This is a genomic window from Shewanella livingstonensis (assembly GCF_003855395.1).
Taxonomy (GTDB): Bacteria; Pseudomonadota; Gammaproteobacteria; order Enterobacterales; family Shewanellaceae; genus Shewanella; species Shewanella livingstonensis.
In genome coordinates, this window is record NZ_CP034015.1 from 4,674,194 (window position 1) to 4,695,580 (window position 21,387).

Annotated in this window: 17 protein-coding genes; 4 read left to right on the plus strand and 13 right to left on the minus strand. The window is 41.6% G+C overall.

The features are described 5' to 3' along the window. Nucleotides 1-228 precede the first annotated feature (228 nt). Nucleotides 229-1,233 carry an NAD(P)H-quinone oxidoreductase gene (locus tag EGC82_RS20470; RefSeq protein ID WP_124732382.1) on the minus strand — a complete coding sequence of 335 codons (1,005 nt, stop codon included), beginning with the start codon at nt 1,231-1,233 and terminating at the stop codon, nt 229-231. Between the two features lie 195 nt (nt 1,234-1,428). Here EGC82_RS20470 and EGC82_RS20475 point away from each other — a divergent pair, with 195 nt between their 5' ends. From EGC82_RS20475 to EGC82_RS20485, 3 genes are all read left to right on the plus strand, one after another. Further along, nucleotides 1,429-2,220: a substrate-binding periplasmic protein gene (locus EGC82_RS20475; RefSeq protein ID WP_164839176.1), complete on the plus strand. Its 792-nt coding sequence runs from the start codon at nt 1,429-1,431 to the stop codon at nt 2,218-2,220. A 173-nt stretch (nt 2,221-2,393) separates the two neighbouring features. Then, on the plus strand, nt 2,394-4,850 hold the full coding sequence (locus tag EGC82_RS20480; protein WP_124732384.1) for a M1 family metallopeptidase: 2,457 nt from the start codon (nt 2,394-2,396) through the stop codon (nt 4,848-4,850). Then, entirely contained in the window at nt 4,850-5,365 is a 516-nt protein-coding gene (locus EGC82_RS20485) for a DUF6702 family protein (protein WP_124732385.1), read from the plus strand. Before EGC82_RS20480 ends, EGC82_RS20485 begins: the two co-directional genes overlap by 1 nt. A gap of 112 nt (nt 5,366-5,477) precedes the next feature. Here EGC82_RS20485 and dauA read toward each other — a convergent pair whose 3' ends face one another. From dauA to EGC82_RS20525, 10 genes are all read right to left on the minus strand, one after another. Further along, nucleotides 5,478-7,220: a C4-dicarboxylic acid transporter DauA gene (gene dauA / locus EGC82_RS20490; protein WP_124732386.1), complete on the minus strand. Its 1,743-nt coding sequence runs from the start codon at nt 7,218-7,220 to the stop codon at nt 5,478-5,480. Nucleotides 7,221-7,440: 220 nt separating this feature from the next. Continuing rightward, nucleotides 7,441-7,611, minus strand: coding sequence for a hypothetical protein (locus EGC82_RS21315; RefSeq protein WP_164839177.1), 171 nt, complete (start codon nt 7,609-7,611; stop codon nt 7,441-7,443). A 25-nt stretch (nt 7,612-7,636) separates the two neighbouring features. Then, entirely contained in the window at nt 7,637-7,765 is a 129-nt protein-coding gene (locus EGC82_RS21785; protein ID WP_279630016.1) for a hypothetical protein, read from the minus strand. A gap of 242 nt (nt 7,766-8,007) precedes the next feature. Then, on the minus strand, nt 8,008-8,916 hold the full coding sequence (locus tag EGC82_RS20495) for a haloalkane dehalogenase (RefSeq protein ID WP_124732387.1): 909 nt from the start codon (nt 8,914-8,916) through the stop codon (nt 8,008-8,010). Nucleotides 8,917-9,188: 272 nt separating this feature from the next. Beyond that, entirely contained in the window at nt 9,189-9,641 is a 453-nt protein-coding gene (locus EGC82_RS20500; protein WP_124732388.1) for a hypothetical protein, read from the minus strand. A 10-nt stretch (nt 9,642-9,651) separates the two neighbouring features. Continuing rightward, nucleotides 9,652-10,317, minus strand: coding sequence for a TorD/DmsD family molecular chaperone (locus EGC82_RS20505; RefSeq protein WP_124732389.1), 666 nt, complete (start codon nt 10,315-10,317; stop codon nt 9,652-9,654). Nucleotides 10,318-10,383: 66 nt separating this feature from the next. Beyond that, on the minus strand, nt 10,384-11,061 hold the full coding sequence (locus EGC82_RS20510; RefSeq protein WP_124732390.1) for a DMSO/selenate family reductase complex B subunit: 678 nt from the start codon (nt 11,059-11,061) through the stop codon (nt 10,384-10,386). A gap of 15 nt (nt 11,062-11,076) precedes the next feature. Continuing rightward, entirely contained in the window at nt 11,077-13,623 is a 2,547-nt protein-coding gene (locus tag EGC82_RS20515) for a DMSO/selenate family reductase complex A subunit (protein WP_124732391.1), read from the minus strand. Nucleotides 13,624-13,667: 44 nt separating this feature from the next. After that, a complete protein-coding gene (locus tag EGC82_RS20520) occupies nt 13,668-15,659 on the minus strand; it encodes an MtrB/PioB family decaheme-associated outer membrane protein (protein WP_124732392.1) in 1,992 nt (663 codons plus the stop codon). 14 nt (nt 15,660-15,673) lie between these two features. Next, nucleotides 15,674-16,618 (minus strand): DmsE family decaheme c-type cytochrome, encoded by a 945-nt coding sequence (locus EGC82_RS20525; protein ID WP_124732393.1) that lies wholly within the window; start codon nt 16,616-16,618, stop codon nt 15,674-15,676. A gap of 464 nt (nt 16,619-17,082) precedes the next feature. On the opposite strand from EGC82_RS20525, the gene EGC82_RS20530 reads away from it, so the two are divergent. Further along, a complete protein-coding gene (locus EGC82_RS20530; RefSeq protein WP_124732394.1) occupies nt 17,083-17,877 on the plus strand; it encodes a Crp/Fnr family transcriptional regulator in 795 nt (264 codons plus the stop codon). 136 nt (nt 17,878-18,013) lie between these two features. On the opposite strand, the gene EGC82_RS20535 is transcribed toward EGC82_RS20530, so the two are convergent. After that, the gene (locus tag EGC82_RS20535; protein WP_124732395.1) at nt 18,014-19,393 is read right to left on the minus strand and encodes a sigma-54-dependent transcriptional regulator; all 1,380 of its coding nucleotides are present in this window, start codon (nt 19,391-19,393) and stop codon (nt 18,014-18,016) included. Continuing rightward, nucleotides 19,390-21,357 carry an ATP-binding protein gene (locus EGC82_RS20540; RefSeq protein ID WP_124732396.1) on the minus strand — a complete coding sequence of 656 codons (1,968 nt, stop codon included), beginning with the start codon at nt 21,355-21,357 and terminating at the stop codon, nt 19,390-19,392. Before EGC82_RS20540 ends, EGC82_RS20535 begins: the two co-directional genes overlap by 4 nt. Between the last annotated feature and the right edge of the window lie 30 nt (nt 21,358-21,387).

The following is a 21,387-nucleotide window of genomic DNA, read 5'->3' on the forward strand; positions in this document are numbered from 1 at the left end:
AACGATGAATTTTTCGCGTAATTGCATAAAAATATCCGTTATCGTCAATTTTTAACATTTACAGGCATTTTTATCACCAAATAATATCCCACAAAAGTGATTAGCCACTTCAGTTCAGGCTAATCACATCACGACTTTAGCTTAAAAAAATCAAGCTTCAAGTTTTTTATCAAAATATATTGCTGATTAACATTACGGATTTAACTCGTGCACAAATAATCCTACTGATTAAGCTTGCAGATCTAATACAATTTTGCCTTTATGTTGCCCAGACTCCATGCGTTGGTGCGCTTCTACTACCTGTGAAAAAGCAAATACGCTATCGACAGGAATACTCATTTCACCACTATTTAATAATGGCCACACATATTGCGCTAAGCCTTGAGCAATTAATGCTTTATTGGCTACGCTTTGTGGTCGTAACGTTGAGCCAGTCCATACAACGCGCTTAGCCATAATACGGAAGATATCCACATTTGCTTGTGGCCCGCGTTGCATGGCAACCGACACCATACGTCCGTCAGTTGCGATAGCTTTAAGGTTTTCGTTAATAAAGTCGCCACCCGCGATATCCATGATGACGTTAACGCCTAATCCATTTGTTGCTTCTAAAATCGGTTCAACAAAATGCTGCTCGTTATAGTTAATTGCTACGCTAGCACCTTGTTCAAGGCAATATTGGCATTTATCTGCACTGCCAGAAGTGGCAAATACGGTTGCGCCTAAACGACTCGCCATTTGGATCGCAGTTGTACCGATACCACCAGAGCCTCCATGAATAAGCACGGTCTCGCCCGCTTTTAGTCCACCGCGAATAAACAAGTTACCCCACACGGTAAAAAAGGTTTCTGGCAACGCGGCAGCTTGCACAAAACTGTAACCCGTAGGAATAGGTAAACAATGGGCTGCATAAGTATTAACTAACTCGCCATACCCGCCACCAGGCACTAAGGCACATACTTTATCGCCTACTTGCCACTGAGTCACATCGTCTGCCACGGCAACAATTTCACCGGCGACTTCTAAACCAAGAATAGGGCTAGCATCCGCTGGCGGTGGATAAGCACCCACGCGCTGCTTAATGTCTGGGCCATTAACGCCTGCAGCATAAACCCTAATCGTCACCTGGCCTTTTGCTGACATCGCAAGCGTTGATTGAGTCATGGTCATCACACTGGGTTCGCCAGGCTGATCAATAACCACATGCTTAAACAGTCTATTTAATATTGTCATAAAATATTGTCTCGATTAATTGTTATTAAAAGGTAACCAGTATTGATAGCCTGTTATTGGCACTTTATATCTGTTCACAAAATCAGCATATCTGTTAGCAAATACTTAAGTAGTATCTTTTTTAATCAAAAAAAGATTGCCTATACTAGTTAAACAATTACTATACCCGCCCGTTCATATCATGGAGCACAATACTTGCTAAAGTACCTGTTCATTTTACTGTCTATTTTCAGTATTCATGCCCATGCCGCGCCTGTTCTGATTGCATCAGATATTTGGTGTCCGTATATCTGTGAAAATAAAACGGGCTACGTTGTCGATCTCACTCGTCGCGCTTTTGAAATTCAAGGCCAGGATGTTGAATTTCGCACTATTCCTTACAAACGTGCACTGATTGAGCTACAAAGAAACAATATCGATGCAGTACTCGCACTCACTTCAAGTGTAATTGCCAATAATCAATTGCTCAGTACTGATGTGGTTATGGGTTACAACAGCAATGACTTTTATACCCTCGTTGGCAGCACTGAGTCATTTGAGCAGATCAGCGATCTCAATAAAACTCAACAAGCTGCTGTTGTAAACGGCTACGGCTATGGAATAGAACTCGACGCTTGGTTTGGTGCACATCCTAATACCTACTTTGCCTCTGGCAACGATCCATTGGCTATGAATATTATTCGGCTAGTAAAAGGACGTCATTCGGTGATCATCGACAACAAAAATGTCATTGAGTACACCGCAAGTCAATTAAACTTAACTCAACAACTTCGCTATGCTGGCACCATAGGTAAACCAGTACCTTTGTATGTTGGTTTTAGCCAGCAAAACAAAGCGAATGCAATCACCTTTGCTAACGGCATAGACATGCTAAAAGCCAATGGCGAATATCAGCAGATTATGAATAAGTATCAAATACTACCTGAAGTGAATGCTGATGAGGTCCGTCACAAAAACCTGCAAAAATTTCTACCTATCTTTAATTAATATCACTCACTATTTTATGCCATAGGGAATTGGCATCAGCAAGGTGCAAAACTTCGTAACACTCTTATCACTGCATATCCTTGTCAACTTAGTTACACTTCTCCAACAAAAAAGACAATAAATCATCATTTTGGGATTATTGGCATCAACTGGCTGATGTCATGGGAGTATTTATGCGCGTGTTTCGTCAACTGCTGTTATTGGCATTTACCAGTTCAGCCATTTTTACCAGCTCGGCTTCAGAAATAGTCCAAAGCAAGGGACATTTTGACGATAAGTTTCGTCAACTTGAGGAGAGTTTACCCACACCAAACGATTATCGTAATGCCGCTGGCGAACCAGGTAAAGACTACTGGCAGCAACAAGTTGACTATAAAATCAATGTCATACTAGATGAACAAAAGCGTCGTATTCAAGGTGAGCAAGTGATTACTTATCACAATAATTCTCCGTATACGCTTAAATATCTGTGGCTACAGCTAGAACAAAATCGCTTTAAATCAGACTCAATAGCGGAGCGAAGCAGCGCCTTTTATGGCGTCGATGGCAACATGAGTGCGACTAACACTTATGGTGATAATGCATTTGCAAAAATCAGCTTGCAAGACCTGCGTCGTCAACAGTTTTTAGCCGATAATAACTTGGGCTATCAAATTTCGGCGGTAACTGACGCTAACAAAAAACCACTAAAATATACTATTGTCGGCGCTCAAATGCGCATTGATTTACCTACGCCATTAAGCCACAACCAGTCAACCCAACTGCGAATTAACTATGGTTATAATATTTTAGAAGAAGACGCCGTAGGTGCACGTTCAGGCTTTGAGCATTTTCCCGACGATAAACGTGAAGGCGGTAATGATATATTCTTATTAGCGCAGTGGTTTCCGCGAGTAGCCAGCTATTCCGACTACGAAGCGTGGCACAATAAAGAATTTTTAGGCGGTGGTGAATTTACCCTCGAATTTGGTAATTACGATGTCAGTATGACGGTGCCTAGCGACCACATCGTTACAGCTACTGGCGTATTACAAAATAGCAAAAGCGTACTGTCAGCGGCGCAACGTAAGCGCTTAGATAAAGCTAAAACGGCCGATAAACCTGTATTTATCGTGTCTGCAGATGAAGCGCTCGCCAATGAATCGAGTACCGCTAAAGGGACTAAAACCTGGCATTTTACCGCTGAAAACGTCCGCGACTTTGCCTGGGCATCATCACGTAAATTTATTTGGGACGCTCAAGGTTACCCACAACCAAACAGCCAGAACCCACAGGTTATGGCCATGTCGTTTTATCCTAAAGAAGGCGGTGAACTGTGGCAACGTTATTCAACCGCATCGGTTATTCACACTCTTAAAGTCTATTCACGCTTTACCTTTGATTATCCCTACCCGGCAGCCATCAGTGTTAACGGCCCCGTTGGCGGTATGGAATACCCGATGATTAGCTTTAATGGGCCTCGTACTATTTGGCACGACGATGACAGCCGTACTTATACCTTGTCCGAAAAACAATTCTTAATCGGCGTGGTGATCCACGAAGTCGGCCATAACTATTTCCCGATGATTGTGAATTCAGACGAGCGCCAATGGACCTGGATGGATGAAGGCATCAACAGCTTTTTAGACGGTATTGCCACCCGTGAATGGGACCCTAAACTATCTTGGGGACGTGAGCCAAGTGATGTGATTGAGTACATGAAGTCTAATGTGCAAGTGCCGATAATGACTCAGTCAGACAGTGTGTTACAGCTTGGTCCAAACGCCTATATTAAACCTGCTGTGGCACTCAACATTTTACGTGAAGTAATATTAGGCCGTGAGCTATTCGATTTTGCCTTTCAAGAATACAGCCGCCGCTGGATGAACAAGCGCCCAACTCCAAGCGACTTTTTCCGCACCATGGAAGAAGCATCGGGAGTTGATTTAGATTGGTTTTTCCGTGGTTGGTTTTACACCACAGATCATGTAGATATTTCCTTAGATCGCATTTATAAACTGCGCCTAGACAGCAATAACCCTGATATTGATTTTGATCGCCGTCGCCAAGACTATAAAGACAAACCCATGGCTTATTCAGTTGAGCGTAACCAACAAAGTGGTCTAAAAACCTGGGTTGAACTTAATCCTGGCAATGGCGATTATCATGACCAACACGATCAATTTAGCGTGACCAATAAAGAGCGTAATAAATATAACAAAAAGCACGCCGAACTCGATCCTTGGGAGCAGCAAGTACTGGCGCGTGCACTTAAAGAAGATAAAAACTATTACGTGTTTAACTTTGCCAATCTTGGCGGTTTAGTTATGCCTATTTTACTTGAATTAACCTTTGAAAATGGCAATACCGAATCATTAGTACTGCCGGCTGAAATTTGGCGTCGATCCCCCTTTGAAGTCAGTAAACTGATTGTGACCGACAAAGACAATATATTAGTGTCTGCAGTGGTTGATCGCCGCAGTGAAACGGCCGATGTCGATATTGAAAACAACTATTATCCAAGGAAAATTATTCCATCACGCATTGAAGCCTTTAAAGAAGAAGAACGTAAAGGCAACACCTATCGCGATATCATGCATGACAACAAAGAAGCGCTAAAAGAGCCTGACATTAAAGTGAAGAAGAAGTAATGCGCCTACCATTTTATGCAGCACTTATTACTATAGCGATAAGTCTTTTGGCGGGAAATGCCACAGCCCACCAGCAAAAAGAAGCTTACACTAGTATTGTGTTTAATCAGCGCAGCGGCATGCTTGAAATTCAGCATCGGTTTTACTTACACGATGCTGAACATGCCGCTCAGCGAGTGATCGATAAAAATGCCGATTTAATCGGCGATCCGGTCAGTCGCGAGGCTTTTGCTTATTATGCTATTTCAACATTTTCAATGCAGAATAAACAGCAGCAACCACTCACCTTGAGCTATGTGGGTACTGAGTTGCAGGGCAAATATTTGTGGGTGTACCAAGAAACACCGATTAGCGTTGATATGGAGGGCTTTTATCTTAAGATGACCGCTCTACAAGAACTATGGTCAGAACAAACTAACCACATTAATGTTGAGCGTAATAAACGCGTCACATCAGTAAGGCTGCACATTACTGATGCTTGGCAGTACATTGGTGTGCCAAAGACTAGCGAATAAACACCGCCAGCCAATGGCAAAGAGCCAGATAGTAAGCTAGTAAGCTAGTAAGCTAGTAAGCGTCATACTAACCAACCAATACCATTGGTATTCATTGGTCTGTATGACGTTTTTATATTTTACTCACCATAATGCCAGTGACTACATCATCAAGCGCATCCGTTAAGGTTGAGTAAGTAACACACTGTTCGCCATCAGGCTTAAAACCTGCTTTGGCTAAGGTTTTAAGCGGCTGAAATTGAAAATCGGCTAACAATACCCGAGTATTATCGTGTTTACATTTAGCAATAAACTTATACAGCGCTGAGACACCACCAGAGTCTAAAATCGACACCCCATCGAAATACAACACCACCCCATCTTGACCGCTACTTAAATGTGCCAGCTCACCAAAGACACTGTCGGCAGCAGCAAAAAATAACGGGCCATTGATTTTAAATACTTTCCAGCGTGGTGGTAATTCAACATGCACGTGCTTTTTCTGCTCGCTAATGTCTTGTACCTTGGTCATATCAGCCACTTGTTTCATGAACAATAACGACGCCAAAATGATCCCAGCGCTTATTGCAATCACCATGTCGAAGAAAATGGTTAGTAACAAACACACCATTAATACCAGTATTTCACTGGCAGGGGCTTTTTTAACAAGATGGACAATCTTAGGCGCTTCGCTCATGTTCCACGCCACCATAATCAGCAATGCCGACATACCTGCCATGGGGATGTACGCTAAAATGGTGCTTAACGATAATAATGACACCAATACTACTAGCGCATGGATCATGGCAGCAATGGGGCTTACCGCACCCGCTTTATAATTAGCGGCAGAACGGGCAATGGCTGCCGTTGCCGTAATACCACCAAAAAATGGCGTGATAATATTACCTATACCTTGACCGAGTAACTCACTATTGGCACTGTGCTTTTTACCAGACATGCCATCTAGCACCACAGCGCATAGTAATGATTCAATTGCGCCCAACATGGCTATGGCAAAAGCGGCAGACAATAAGTCGCTAGCCAATTGCCAGGTGAGCACTAATGGCATTTCGCCCGATTGGGTACGCAGCCAAGGCCATTGAAAATCGGGCAATATGGATGGAATACCGGCACCGATTGAACCGTCGGCTAAGGTAAAGCTGAAAGTTGAGCCAATTGTCGCCACATGAAAACCGAGTTGATTTAATGCTAGCGCGACAATACTGGCAACTACCACCGCTGGAAGGTGTGCAGGTACAGGTAATTTGAGCCTAGGCCACAATATAAACACCACTAATGCGCTTAAGCCCACTAGCAGTGTCGGCACAGAAAATGTTGGTAATGCTTGAGTTAATGCGGCAACTTTGCCGACAAAGCTTTCTGGCATCTCGGTAATAGTTAGACCAAAAAAATCCTTAACTTGCAGTACTGCAATCACCACCGCAATACCACCCGTAAACCCTAACGTGACTGATTCGGGAATATATTGGATATAACGCCCCAAGCGAAACAACGCCATCGCAATGAGGATCACGCCAGATAGAATACTCGCTAACAATAATCCAGACAGACCATATTGGTGCACTATGGGATACAGAATAACCACAAATGCAGCGGTAGGGCCCGAGACGCTATAACGTGAGCCACCTGTAAATGGGATAATAAAACCGCCAATAATGGCAGTATATAATCCGTATTGCGGTGCAACACCAATAGCAATCGCAAGCGCCATGGCTAATGGAATAGCAATAATGCCAACGGTTAAACCAGCTAATAAATCTTTAGAAAATGAATTGGCTTTGTAGGGAGCGTCTTTTAAAGACTCTCGGAGTGCATGGCCAATACGAAGAGAAAATAAATGTGTACGGTATTTCATTGCGGCGATCCCATAACCTAGTACGGCGTAAAGATACCCCTCATTATAGGCCGATTACCTTACAGTACAATCGAATTAAGTTAACACCTGATGATAATATTATTATCATCATATTATAATAAATAATATCACTCCATATAGTCGCTCACCGCATAGAGACAATAAATAAGCCACTGAAGTAGCATTAGAAAATCATGCTGCAAAACGAGTGGTGATCATCTTAACAACTGCCACCTTTATGACAAAAATCAATGGACACTTTACGACCCCTATTGGTTTCAATATTTGGATATGACCAATCATATTGAGTGATCAAACGCTTGGTGAGCTTAAGCTCTATACCAAAGCCTAAATCCTTACTGCTGTTGGCATACGATTCACACTGATTCACAACACTCACCTACGTGACCGACGGCTCAATTTTCACAGAGCCCTTTAGCGTATACTGCAGCAATGCCTGAAGCTGCAGAAATGTCATCTGTTTTTGATTTAGTCAATAGCTGTGTCAGTAAGCGTTGACTAAAATCTACCTCTGGTTGGCTCACTTGGTCACTATAATTGGCATAGTCAACGCTGCTACAGCTCAAAAGGCTCTACACCATAATGGAATAAGCATACTGATGAACTCGTTAAGGAGGGATTAAGATGGGGAGTGAAACATAAAAGTGAACGTTAATTTTCTGAATTCAGATTGTTAAATAGCAGCATAAATGGATTATGGTAAATGGCGGTTATATATCTCTATAAAACATATAACCGCCAATAATATTATCTAAGTTAAGGCTGGTTAGCGATTATCAGCAATAAACTTAACCACAACTTCAGCTAATACTTCGCCTTGCTCTTCTTGTAAATAATGGCCAGCATTCACAATAGTGGTATGTTTTTGACCTTTTGTTCCGGGGATTATTTGTTGCATCATTTTATCTCCACCCGCGGTGATAGGGTCTGAGTCGCTAAATGCAGTCAGAAATGGCTTATTCCACTGGGATAAAATTTTCCATGCAGCACGGTTTTTCAGCGTTGCTGGATCATCAGGCGTAATTGGTACCAACAAAGGAAATTCACGTGCACCCGCTTTGTATGTTTCATCAGGGAATGGGGCGTCATATGCTGCAATAACTTCATCGGATAAATTAGAAACAGATGCACCATTTATCATCTGTCCTGTAGGGAAATCAACCACTTCTTGCGAGTAGTTAAACCACTTCATAAATGCATCATTAGTTGCTTCATCACCAGTAGGTAACATGGTATTTGCAGCGACAATACGAGTGTAACGTTCTGTATCTTCAGTAGCTAAACGCAAGCCAATTAACCCACCCCAGTCTTGGCATACAAGATTAATATGGTTTAGTTGGAGTTGCAAAACAAATGATTTCATCCAATCAACATGACGTTGATAGGTATAATCAGAACGTTTACTTGGCTTATCTGAACGGCCAAATCCAATAATGTCTGGAACAATAACGCGATAACCCGCTTCAACAAGGATCGGGATCATTTTACGATATAAAAAACTCCATGAAGGTTCTCCATGCAGTAATAATATTGGCTCAGCATCTTTGTCACCTTCATCAAGATAATGAATCCGTAATTGGCCTCCTTCACTATCGTCCACTAATAGGTAATTAGGTGTAAACTGATAGCCTGGTAAATTAACAAAGTAACTATCATCAGTTCGTAAAAATTCCATAATTCTCTACTTTCCTATTTATATATAAAATGAATCGACTCTATGAGTCGATTTTAACTGCATGCACTACAACGCTAATTATTAAATAGCGAAGAATGATTAAAATAATTTAAAAATCAGTTTTTTTGAGTAATTTATTAATTTTATTTTAATCGTAAATATTGCCATCGCGGAAATTAATTATGACTTGAGTTAAGACAGTATTTTTATAGAATAAAGTAAAATTATTAATTAAATAAATAAATAAATTATCGTAATACTGGAAAATTAGATTACTTCATGTTTTTAATCACACTTCTACTAACTAGATCTATAGCATATACCTGAGTGTAGATTTTTTTAATCAGTTCGATCAACTCACTACTACTTTGATCATCGCGTTTCTGGTTAACCCATACATTCGATAAGGTAAGAATAAGTCTTTCTGCTTGGTTTAAATTAATTCTTTGAGATACTTTTATAAATATAAGTTGGCAGCTTATTAATATACACCTAAAAACTAACTCATTTTTTAGCGGTTTTTCAAAATCGTGACTTTCGCTTGTTAACCATCTAGGTTCGCCCTCACTATAGACTAATGCAGCGATTAAATTAGCCACGGTCTTGATATCAGTCGCGCCATTAAACAGTTGCATTATGTCTTCTGAATGCTGAAAATTTAACAACAAGCTATAACCCAAATCGGCTTTGTGCCACTGTTGTACTAATGCTTGAAGAAATGCCATAGAGATTACCCTATCGATAAATTGCGATTCGTTTGGGGTGAAGATCAAATATTTGTTCCAGGTACAAAAGATATTCTTTGGCTAAAATAGCAAACGCTCTGTAATAATCTGTTTCAGCATAGGAATAGGCTAGATCTAAACATCGATAAGCCCAAGGCAGTAAATGTTGTTCGAGTAATTCGTTGATCGCTTTTTGAAAGTACGGATTTTGAGGTTCTGCCATCGCTTTGGTCAATAAAAATGACAGTACCGCTAATATTAACCCAATATGATCGAGAGGTTCGTTGGTTCTCATGTCGATATTGATGTCGTTAGCAGCATAAAACTGTTTTAACGTAACGGTACTAAAATCATTAAGTAACTGTGAAGAACTGGTATAAGCAGACCCCCACGGTGCGGCTAAAGGTGTACCTGGACCGTAAAATAGCATGCCGTAGTCGAGCTTGAGCTTAATCAATTCAGCCTCATCACCGCTCCATTGAGCAAGATAAGATTTTAGGTATGTTAGTCCTTTATGATCGCTATCAGTTGCTAACAACTTAGGCCAATTTTCAACAATATCTTGATTTTTAAAGGTATTGATCACATCAGACTCTGGATAAATAGTCAGCACAGAATGCAATACATTGGCAATGGCTTGTAAGTCTTGCAGCTTTTCAATGTTCATATCGTTCATATTTGCTTATAAATTTAACTGGGATGGAAGGGTGTAATACGCTGATTACACCCTCTATTCAATAATTTATACTTCTCGAACGTTTAAGATCCGCCCCGTACTTGCACCTACAGGCTGGGCCTTCTTTGATGCCTTTACAATTAGGTTAGGCGAGGTAATCGATTCAGAAGGTAGTGGCGCAAAGTGACCATCGCCATTACCGTATTTAGCTCGTAGGTTTTCCATCGTATCAAAGTCCAGTGCTCGTAAAGGGCATGACTCAACACAAATCGGTTTTTTACCTTCAGCTAATCTATCAAAACAACCATCACATTTGGTCATGACTTTACGTTCAATATCAATCTGCGGCGCATCGTATGGGCAAGCACGTGAGCAGCTTTCGCAGCCAATACATAACGACTCTTGCACCAGCACCAATCCGTCTTCTTTTCTTTTATGCATTGCGCCAGTCGGGCAGGCTTTTACACACGCAGGTTCGTTACAATGATTGCAACCAACAGAAGCATAATAAGCAAACACATTTTGATTGTAACTTTCATCGCCATTTTGATCCCATGAACCACCACCGTATTCATAAACACGGCGCCATAACATACCAGGCATTGCTGATACGCCTTGATTAGTCACATCATCTTTACTGCGCGTTTTGCCAACCATTCGATCTTTACAGGCTATATGGCAAGTTTTACAGCCAGTGCATTTACTGCTATCGAAATAAAATCCTAATTGAGTTTCTTGTGTCATTTTAATATACTCCTATCAAACCTTGACTACCTGAACACGATTGGTGTGCTGCGGATTTCCCTTTGATACAGGGGAAGGATGATATTTTGTCAGTGTATTAATACAGCCGCCAATATCCACAACATGGCCAGATGGACCTACTTTTCCACTCGCATCTGGTTTATACCAAGCACCTTGCCCTAGAGAACAGACTCCAGGAGTCACCCTAGGAGTGAGTTTCACAGGCAGTTCAATTGTTCCTCTACCGTTGTACACATGAACCATATCGCCATCCGCTAAACCGCGAGAAGAGGCATCTTTCGGATTCATCCATACTGCATCTTCTACCGCTTCTCTAAGCCATGGGACATTGTGATAGCTTGAATGAGTTCGACCTTTGGTGTGGTAACCACATAACTGTAATGGGTAGCCAGCATCAATAGTTTCTTGATCTTGATAGCCGTCCCATGTCACCACATATTGAGGTAGGGGAGTAATTTGGTCTCCAGTAGGTAATGACCAAGTGGCCGCTTTACGTGCAAGAGATATTGAGAAAATCTCAAATTTACCAGAAATGGTCGGTCTAGGATTCGCAACTGGATCTTGAATATAAGACTCAAATGCAACCACTGAGGCAGACATGTATTTACGGAAAACCCCAACTTTCTGAGCTTCTTCATAGGTATCTGGCATATCAACATCGGTATTCATCGCCTTAGTTTGTTGATAAAGCTTTTCACACCATTGTTGGCCGTTAAGCCCTTCAGTGTATTCAGCGCCATTACCCATCGCATTGGCAATACCAGCACAAATCTCATACATAGATTGTGATTCGCCTAGCGGTTTCAATGAGGTACTCATAAAGGTTGCATAGGCCATTTGACCAGATGCATATGAATCGTTGGCATAATCGACTGATTCTAACCATGTACTATCTGGCAGTAGGTAATCGGCAAACTTAGCAGAGGATGTCATCCAACAATCACTGACAATAATCAGTTCACACATGCTGTCATCTTCGAGGATTTGGGCTGTACCGTTACTGTCTGAATGTTGATTGATTAAAGCATTACCAGCACAGTTGATAATCGCTTTAATGTTGGTACCTAATTTTGCTGGGTTATTGTCGAATAGTTCTTGGCTACCGCTTGCGGTAAAGCGAACGCCATCAGAGGTTCCGCTAAAGTCTTCACCACGTACAACGGCATCTGACCATGTATAAACAGGAATGGTCACATCTACAGGGTTACTGCCTGTTGGCATACCTGCAACACCAAAACTATAACTTGTTGGCATTGCGCCACTATTGACACCCGCACGGCCAATTTTACCGGTCATAATGGCTAGGGTATAAACGGCTCTGGTAGCTTGGTCGCCGTTTGCATGACGGCTAATACCCGCACCTGCAGAAATATAGGGCGCTTCAGCGGCCATAATAGCGGTAGCTAGTTGTTCAATTTTATTCGCTGGAACTCCACAGACTACGGCAGCCCAAGCTGGCGTTTTAGCACCTTCAAGCTCAAATATGCCTTGGCCCATAATATAATCATGGTAGTTTTGTGCTGGGTCGATAAATTCAGCGTGTGAAGCAATGAAAGGATCAGCATTTAGCGTAACAGACGCCTTAGTGTTCACTAACGATGCTTCGTCATAACCCACAGCATATTTATCTAAAAATGGTTTGGCATGTTGATCTACCCAACCACTACTTATCATCTGATAAATAACTGCTTCAATTAACGCAGCATCAGTACCTGGGCGAATTGCAAGCCACTCATCTTCATTACCACGCATTGAATCTGTGTATCTAGGTTCAATCATCCAGACTTTGATACTTTTGTTATTATGCTCTAAAGACTTAACAAAATCATAGCCTTCGCCGCTACCACTCATGCGCGTTTCGTTTGGATTAAAACCAAATCCAACAAATAAATCAGAGTTGACGATTTCGCTTAACGAACTACCACCAATGCTATCCCACTGGTCGCCATAAGTGGCTATACATGCTGGGTACACACCAGCCCATGAATAATCCCAATGGTGGTCTAAAAAACCGCCATTTAAATTTAGCAAGCGCCCCCAAGTTGCTGTATTCGATGAGAAGCCATAATAAGCACCTGTACCGTAATGCATGTAAATTGATTCAGGGCCATAGTTATCTTTAATGGCTTGTAATTTGGTGCCTATTTCTGAATAAGCTTGCTCCCAACTGATAGGAACAAATTTTGCCTCACCACGTTTACCCACGCGTTTCATTGGTGAACGTAGTCGGTCAGTTGCATAGGTTCTTTGACGAAGTGAGCGTCCACGTGGACAGGCTCGAGCTTGATGGTTTACACCATATTCATCTGTTGTTTCATGGTCAGTTTCAATTCGGGTGATAACACCGTCTTTACTGAATACTTTGATAGGGCAGTTTGAGCCACAGTTTACCAAACACGCTGACCAGTTAAGCTGTTCAAGCGAACTTTCAGGTACTGCAGGCTCTACAACATTAATTTCTTTCGTACTATTTTCACACCCTGTGATAGTTGCAGCTGCACCCATAGCAGCACTCATTTTTAAGAAACTTCTGCGTTCCATTGTGATGTCCTCTTGCAATATATAAATTGAGTTATTAGTAACGATTACAACAAGTAGCTGAAGTTCAGCATGACCTGATGGGCGTTATAGTTATGATTTAACTCACCTAAAGTGATAACGCTGGCCGGTTCATCAAGCGACATTTGTGCGTCATCGGTGTCGTAATAGCGCTCATAGCGATAGGTGAGCTTTAGTGCCATTTCGTTACTAAGGCTGTAGTTTGCGTATAAGCTGGTGCTGTGGTTGTACGAGTAATAGTCACCGTATGGCGAGGTGCCAGTACTGGTGATATAGGTGTCGCTGTTTGAGTTACTGAATAGGTAGTCTGCACCGAGTGTCAGCTTGTCTTGCATTAAGCCGCCGTAGCTAATACCGGTACCGATATTGATAAATTCATCTTCAATGTCGGTAAACCAGTCTGCGGTGCTGTAGCTTTGGCTGCTGGCCTGGGCTGAATTAATCCATTGTTGGCTGGCAAAGCCATACAGGTTTACATGCTTAGAAATATTGAGATTAAGATTGAGGTTTACGCCGTAATCTTCTGACTCGGTTAAGCCGATGAGGGTGTCGTCATAATCATCTTTGGCATAGTGAGCGCTGATATCCACACTTAGCCAGTTGAGTGGCGTATGGTTTACCGACAACTCGACATTATTGCGGGTTCTGTTGGCCAGGTAATACTTACGCATTAATGCGTTTTCTTCTGATGAGGTTAATTCATCAGTTTGGTAGTTAGAGCCATCACGGTTGCTGTGTTCTGCTTTGATATCAATAATCACGTTATCGACAGCACGAATAGACAGTTTGCTCCATAACGTGTCGTCGTGGGTTTCTTCACGGGCACTGTAACTTCTGTTGATTTCTTCGCGGTCATAGCCAGCTTGTAGGCGGTAATCTTGGCTAATACGATATTTTGCGTTGAGCTTATAAGTAGAACGTTCAATATCGGTGGCGATATTTTCTTTGAATGTGTCGTTTAAATCATTAAAGGTATATTGCAGAAATTCAAATACAGAGCTGTTGTTTTCGCGGTTGCTGTAGTCGTAGCTACCACCAACACGTAAACGGCTGCTTAGCATTGACGACACTTTTAAGGTGGCATCAGTGGTTTCAATTTCGCCGTCCCAATTTTGGATTGGGTTACCGTTCATTGAGATTAAATCGTCATCTTGAATCATCCGGCCGACAATAAAGCGCCCAGACATGACGGTGCTGTCTAATTGATATTGACCAGATAATGCGATTTGGTGTGCTTCATTGTCTGGCGCAGCAGCATAGACATCGTCTTGGTAAGTGAGGCTTAAATCTTGAGCATTGTTTTGATATTGGCTGCCAAAGTAGCTGAGTTCGGTAATCCAGTTAGCACCATTTAATATCGCGCCTGCGGTAAATGAGTCTGTTGTTGAGTCAACCACTAGGCCGATATTCACCGGACTCGGTGTGATAATACTGCTACTGGTGTAGCCCGATTTATCTTCGGTTTCAAATTGCACATAACCTTGATAGTTATCTTGTTTAACGTCGGCTTCGATATCGAACTTTTCACGTTGCTGTGACAACTCAAAACCGTAGGGCTGGGCGCTGTTAACAAGCGTGCCCTGGTCATAGTAAAGATTGCTTTGAGCATCACCCGATTGGTACGTGGTGATTAACTGATAACCGGCATCGAGATTAAACAAACCGGCTTTGCCAGCACTCATTTCAGCAAAGCTGTTTTCATAGCCTAATTGGTGAGTTTGAAGGTGAGCCTGGTAGCCGTCATTATTTTGATATTTCACGTTAGCATTAGGCGTCGCAACAAAGCCATCCTGGTCGGTACCCAAGGCATTCGCCGCGTGGACATCGTCACGGCTAATGTAGCCTGCTGCCACACTCACGTTACCGCGATAGCCTGAGTTAACTTCACAGCGTTGGCATTGATAGTTTTGCTGCTCAACCTTAGTGGTATTCGCCTGGCTGACCGCAAAGTTAGCTGACAGTACTGGCGCAGAAGCGAGCAATAATGAGGCGGTAATAATATTGAGTTTAAAATTCATTGTGTGACTCCTCATTAACGTTGCAATGTGCTGCCAGCAGGATGGTTTGAACCGTGAATTTGGCTATGGCAATTTAAACAACTTTTACCGCCACCAAAGGCATCGTTACCTGCTTGTTGCACCACTCGACTGGCGTGGCCATCATCGGCATGACATTGCTGACATAACTGCGGGGCGCGATGCGTCAGCATGCTTTCGTTAACGCTACCGTGTGGGTTATGGCACGTGATGCAGTTTTCGGTCACTGGCGCATGTTCCCACAGGACGGGGCCACGTTTTTCAGCATGGCAGCTGTAACACGTGTCATTAATAGAAGGTTTGTTTAACGCGCTTTCGGTCATTGAACCGTGTGGAGAGTGACAATCGATACAGGTCATTTGGTCCCATTTCATTGGGTGACTCGAGCGTTTGTTCATGTCGGCTTTTTCACGCGTATGACAAGTGGTGCAGGTGTCATTGACAGTGAGTTTTTCTAATACTGGATCGGTAGCAGCGTGAACAACATGACAGTCGGCACAAGCCACATCTTCAAGATTATGAGTGCTGTTATGCCACGCCATTTGCTTAGCATCGTTATGGCAGCCCTGGCAGACCGTATTTTGAGTTTGAGTAGACAGTTTGCTGTTTTGGCCAAACTGGATCATCGGTTCTTTACCACCGCGGTTATGGTTACCGAGCGGTCCATGACAGGCTTCGCATTGTAGGCCGGCCATCGGTGATTTAGAATTGTTTAAATTGCCATGAGCGCCATTAAAGATGTCCATCACTTTGGCACTTTTCTTATGACACATTAAGCAGCTATCAGCACCTTTGGGTGAGTAGTTACCTTCAGCGAATTTTTGAGTGAGTGCTGATTCAAGTTGGTCAGCAGTTAAATCGTCCCAAGGTAAGGCATAGGCACTTTGCATTACGAGAAATGCACTACCAATCAATATGACCAATTTATAGAGAGATCTCATTTTAAATATCTCCTCAAAGCTGATTTTTGAAATTTCATTTTGTTACCTATGACAACCATTATTTAAAGTAAGCTTCTATATTTATTATATAAAAAATATTTCAAGCTCATTTTTGCTATCGAGGCCTAAGCCAAATAAGACTAACTAGTAAGGGGTTCATTCAGTATTCTGTTATCACCCGTAAGTTTCTAGAGCTTATTTAATCAAACCAAAGCAAGAAATACTTATATATAGGTATAAACAATCGTAAATACCTTGTGACTTACTTAACAATTATTAAACCAACTTCATTGATGAGATATTGAACGTATTAGTCACAAAAATATAAAATATGTGACAAATACCACACGGTTTTAATCCTTGTAATACTGAAACTTGTTATTAACCATTTGAGTTTATATTCTTTAAAACTTGATTGACCACTTGAGTCAGATTTCAGAAATTAAACAGTAAGGAATTTCACTATGGCGCTAGTTATGTCGTTAGACTCTGAAATGAAAGGTAAGTCGACTATATTTTTCCCTGACATAGTAAAACCAGACATAATGAATTTTATTAATGAAAATGGTGAATCAAAAAAAATAAGTAAAGGCGAGTTAGTACCTAAAAGCATTTTACTCAACAACTTCATATACTTGAAATCTGGGCTATTATTTTATATAAAAAGAACCAACAACTACACTAAGCCTAAATTTGTTAATGTCATCACCCCAAATAGATTGACTGATTATCATTTGTTATTAGAAAACAATTGTACTTGCTGCAAAAGTATTAAAGTAGCTCGAGATAGTGAGATAATAATTGTCGATAAATCCTTGATAAAAAACTTAATAAAGAATGACATTGAACTTTTTACACGCTTTATGTTTGATGCTAACTATTTTACCGAAAGACAAACAGCACTCGCTATTTTCCTATTAACATCGTCACCGGAAGATAAACTGATTAAGTTTCTATTTGATATTCTCGTCGCTTTAAAGACACCATTTACATCTATGTGGCTCACTATCGATATAAAATTAACTCGTGAAGAAATCGCTGATATATTACATATTAGCGTCATAAAATTAGATTTAATGCTAGGAAGTTTGAAAAAAAATGGCATGCTCACCAAAGAAAAAGGCATCTTTAGTGTTAATGCAGCATTATTTACTGAGCTTTCGCCCTGCCCTTTAGGCAGAGAAGATGCTCAAGGTTGTAAATCGAATAACATGCTAAAGTTTAAAACAAAAAACATGATTGAGATTAATAACCTATAACGGCAAGTCTACAACAGCAATCGCAGTAATTAGAGTCACTAAAATGGTTAATGTGGCGCTACACAAAACCTCTGCCAGTAATATCGACAGGATTAGCAATCTGTTGCCACTGTTTATAAATTCATCACATTTAACACTAATGTCCTTTTAGACGGCGACTCAAAGCACTTTGGCTGATACCCAATATTTGCGCTGCTGCGGTTTGATTATTGGCGGTACGGCTCATCGCTTCATCCATTAACGCTTGATTCATCTCTGCTATGGTGGGCAGTACTTTAGGAAAAACAATTCGGTCTTGCGGCGCAGCGGTTAATGACTTGTGCTCATTTATCGCCTCCATAAAAGGGCTGCTGTTAAGTGCGATACCATCGCTTCTGCTTACCGCGTCAAATACCATTCCTTTCAGTTCATGCAGATTACCGGGGAAATCATAACTAGCTAGCCTTGCAGCTAAATCTGTTGGCTGTATTGGAGCGGGTAAATTCATTTCAGCCGCCGCTAAAGCGATAAAATGATTGATCAGCATAGCAATATCTAACTGCCTTTCAGCTAACAGCGGTAGTTTTATTTTATGAGCCCGTAAACGATAAAGGAGATCACTTCTAAACTTACCTGCTTGATGAAGCTTGAGTAAATCGTCTTGAGTCGATACCACGAACTTACATTTTACCGGGTAGGCTGTGTCGCTCCCTAAAGGATAATATTGTTTAGTTTCCAACAGATCTAATAGCTTCACTTGGCCATCGAGTGGCAGCGCACCAATTTCGTTAAGATAAAGCACCCCACTACCTACTTGATGCAATAAGCCTGCTACCGCTTCTAGCTCACCATTATTGTGATGATACAACTGGCCACACATTTTTTGCTCGAAAGATTCACTGCTAATACCCGCAAGATTAATGGTAATAAAAGGCTTATTTGGGCTATAAAGTGCATGGCAAGATTTAGCAAATTCGCTTTTACCTGTGCCGCTAGCACCAACAATTAACAAAGGCTCTGGACTGCATGATACGGCTTCAAGATAACGAAATTGGTCTAATAGCTGTGGCTCGCAGGTTAAAATATTATTGAATGCTTGCGGGTTATCTAAGCTACGGCTTAAAAATTTCTCTTTAATATACAGGTAGTTTCTTTCCAGCCCGACAACTTCCAGCGCACGGCGTACCGTACGAGCAAGATTATCGACATTATCTGTTTTAATAAAATAGTCATAAGCGCCATTTTTAATACACCGCACTGCGGTATCCACCTCATTCACCCCAGTAACAATAATCACTCGAGTATTAGGAAAGTCACTGCGGATAATAGCTAAAATGTCTTCACCTGAGTGAAATGGCATCGTGAGGTCAACAAGCACTAGCGCATAATCACCCACTTGTAAGCGGCTACTCACCTGGCGACTATCAACGCAAGTATCAATTTCAGCCTCAGGAACCAGACGGTTGAGGGTTATCGCTAGCGTACGCAACCACGCGGCCTCGTCGTCGACTAAAAGGATATTTCTGGCTAATTTCATTTGTTTTGTTCCAATGTAAAAGTCAGACTGATTTGGGTGCCTTCACCAACACTCGACAGCATCTGCATTTCGCCTTGATGCTCTTTAATTATTTTACTGCATACCGACAAACCTAAACCGCTACCACCTTCATTGCGACGGGTGGTAAAAAAGGGCTCGGTAATACGTTTTAACGTAGCGCTATTCATGCCGCAACCATTATCGGTAATGCTCAAAATGGCTCTATCACCTTTTATACGAGTCTGTATTACTATCTCACCCTGCTGTGCAGTAAAGGCGTTACAAGCATTTTGGATAAGATTGATTAATACCTGATGTAACTGTTGCGCATCGCCTCTAATAATAGGGCTGGGTTCACATAACATCATGCTGATCTGATGAATTTTTGTTTGATTCGCCGTGAGGCGCTGGGCAACTTGAACCACATCATTAAGACACACTCGGGCATATTGATCGGCAATGTGTGGCATGGCATAACGTTTCAGGTCATTGACAATTCGGCTGATACGTTTAGCGCCTTCTTCAATAGAGCTACAACTATACTGCAACTCCTCTAAGGCAACTTCTGGGGTTAACCCAGCAATAAGCCAAAAAGGATTTTGTTGCTGATAATGTTTAGCTGCTGGGGTTAAGTCTTTCATCGCGGCGGTAAAAAGTGATACGGCATGCACAATAAGGCCGGTTGGATTATTGATTTCGTGAGCAATACCTGCAGATAACTCTCCTAATGAGGCTAACCGACTAGCTTCTTCATTAGCTTGCCACAATCGATGCCGCTCGGTGGTTTCCTCAAGTAAAATAACCACCTGATTTTTGGCAATGGGATGAATTTGTAATTGCCAAAATTGCTGCTGATACCGCATATCGGCAGTAAACGACTTTTGGGTCGATAACACCTCTAATACTGCGGCTTTAAGCTTAAAAACATTGTTGTCGATATAGTAAAATGCAGCAGAATCTAATAGATGGATGTTGTTATCGTTACTCCATAAATGCTGGAGTTCCTGGTTGACTATCGTGACACCATTGGGGATACCATCGAGAACAGATTGGAACTGTTGTGATAATTCAGATATCTCAGCTTCAATCCGTTTGCGTTGAATCAATTCGGCATCGAGAGCTTTAGTATGACGGCGCAAACTGGCGCTAATAAATCCGGTGTAAACTAAACCAATGGCTGAAATAATCGCCACTAAAATGGCAAGGGCAAACAGGCGCTTTTCGCTAGAGGTTAAATCGACTTTCTCACGCCCAGTACCGAACCATTTATTAACCAGTTGGTCATATTCACCCGATAATTTTAGCTGCCTAAGCGCCTCGTTAATTTGATACATCAATTCGGTTTTCGTCCCATTAGCGACAAAATTAAACGCACCGTAAATTAACGCATCACTTGAACTGCGTACCGAGGGATACAGCGGCAGTAAGCGTCGCGCCACAAAACTCTCGGCAATCACCACGTCAACTTGGTTTTTAGTCAGTAATTTAAAGCCTGTTTCGTATAAATCAACATCTATGCGGTCAAAATTTTGTAAGTGATCCGACAAATATACATCAACGAAAGCCCCTTTTTTGATAGCTACCCGTTTACCCACAAGATCAGCCCAATTGTTAATTAATGCCTTACCCTGCAAGGTATAAGCTTTAGCATGGGTAGAATAAATAGGATCAGATTGCGCTAACTTGCGATCCATATTAACCGGGCTTACCACGGTAATCACATCGATATCGCTATTAGGGTTATCCATATCGTTTACCAATTGTTGAAAACTCTTACGGCGAACAATAATGCGCTTATTGGTAAGCTGACCAATTCTATTCATTAACTCAATATTAAAGCCTTGATCAACCCCGTTATTACGCCACTCTAATGGCGCAGTTTTGGAGTGTACGCCAAAGACAATGCTGTCTTGCGCCAGCACAGGCAAGGTGATAATGGTGAGTAATAGCAATAGCATTTTCATATTGCGATATTACTTATTTAAACCATGACA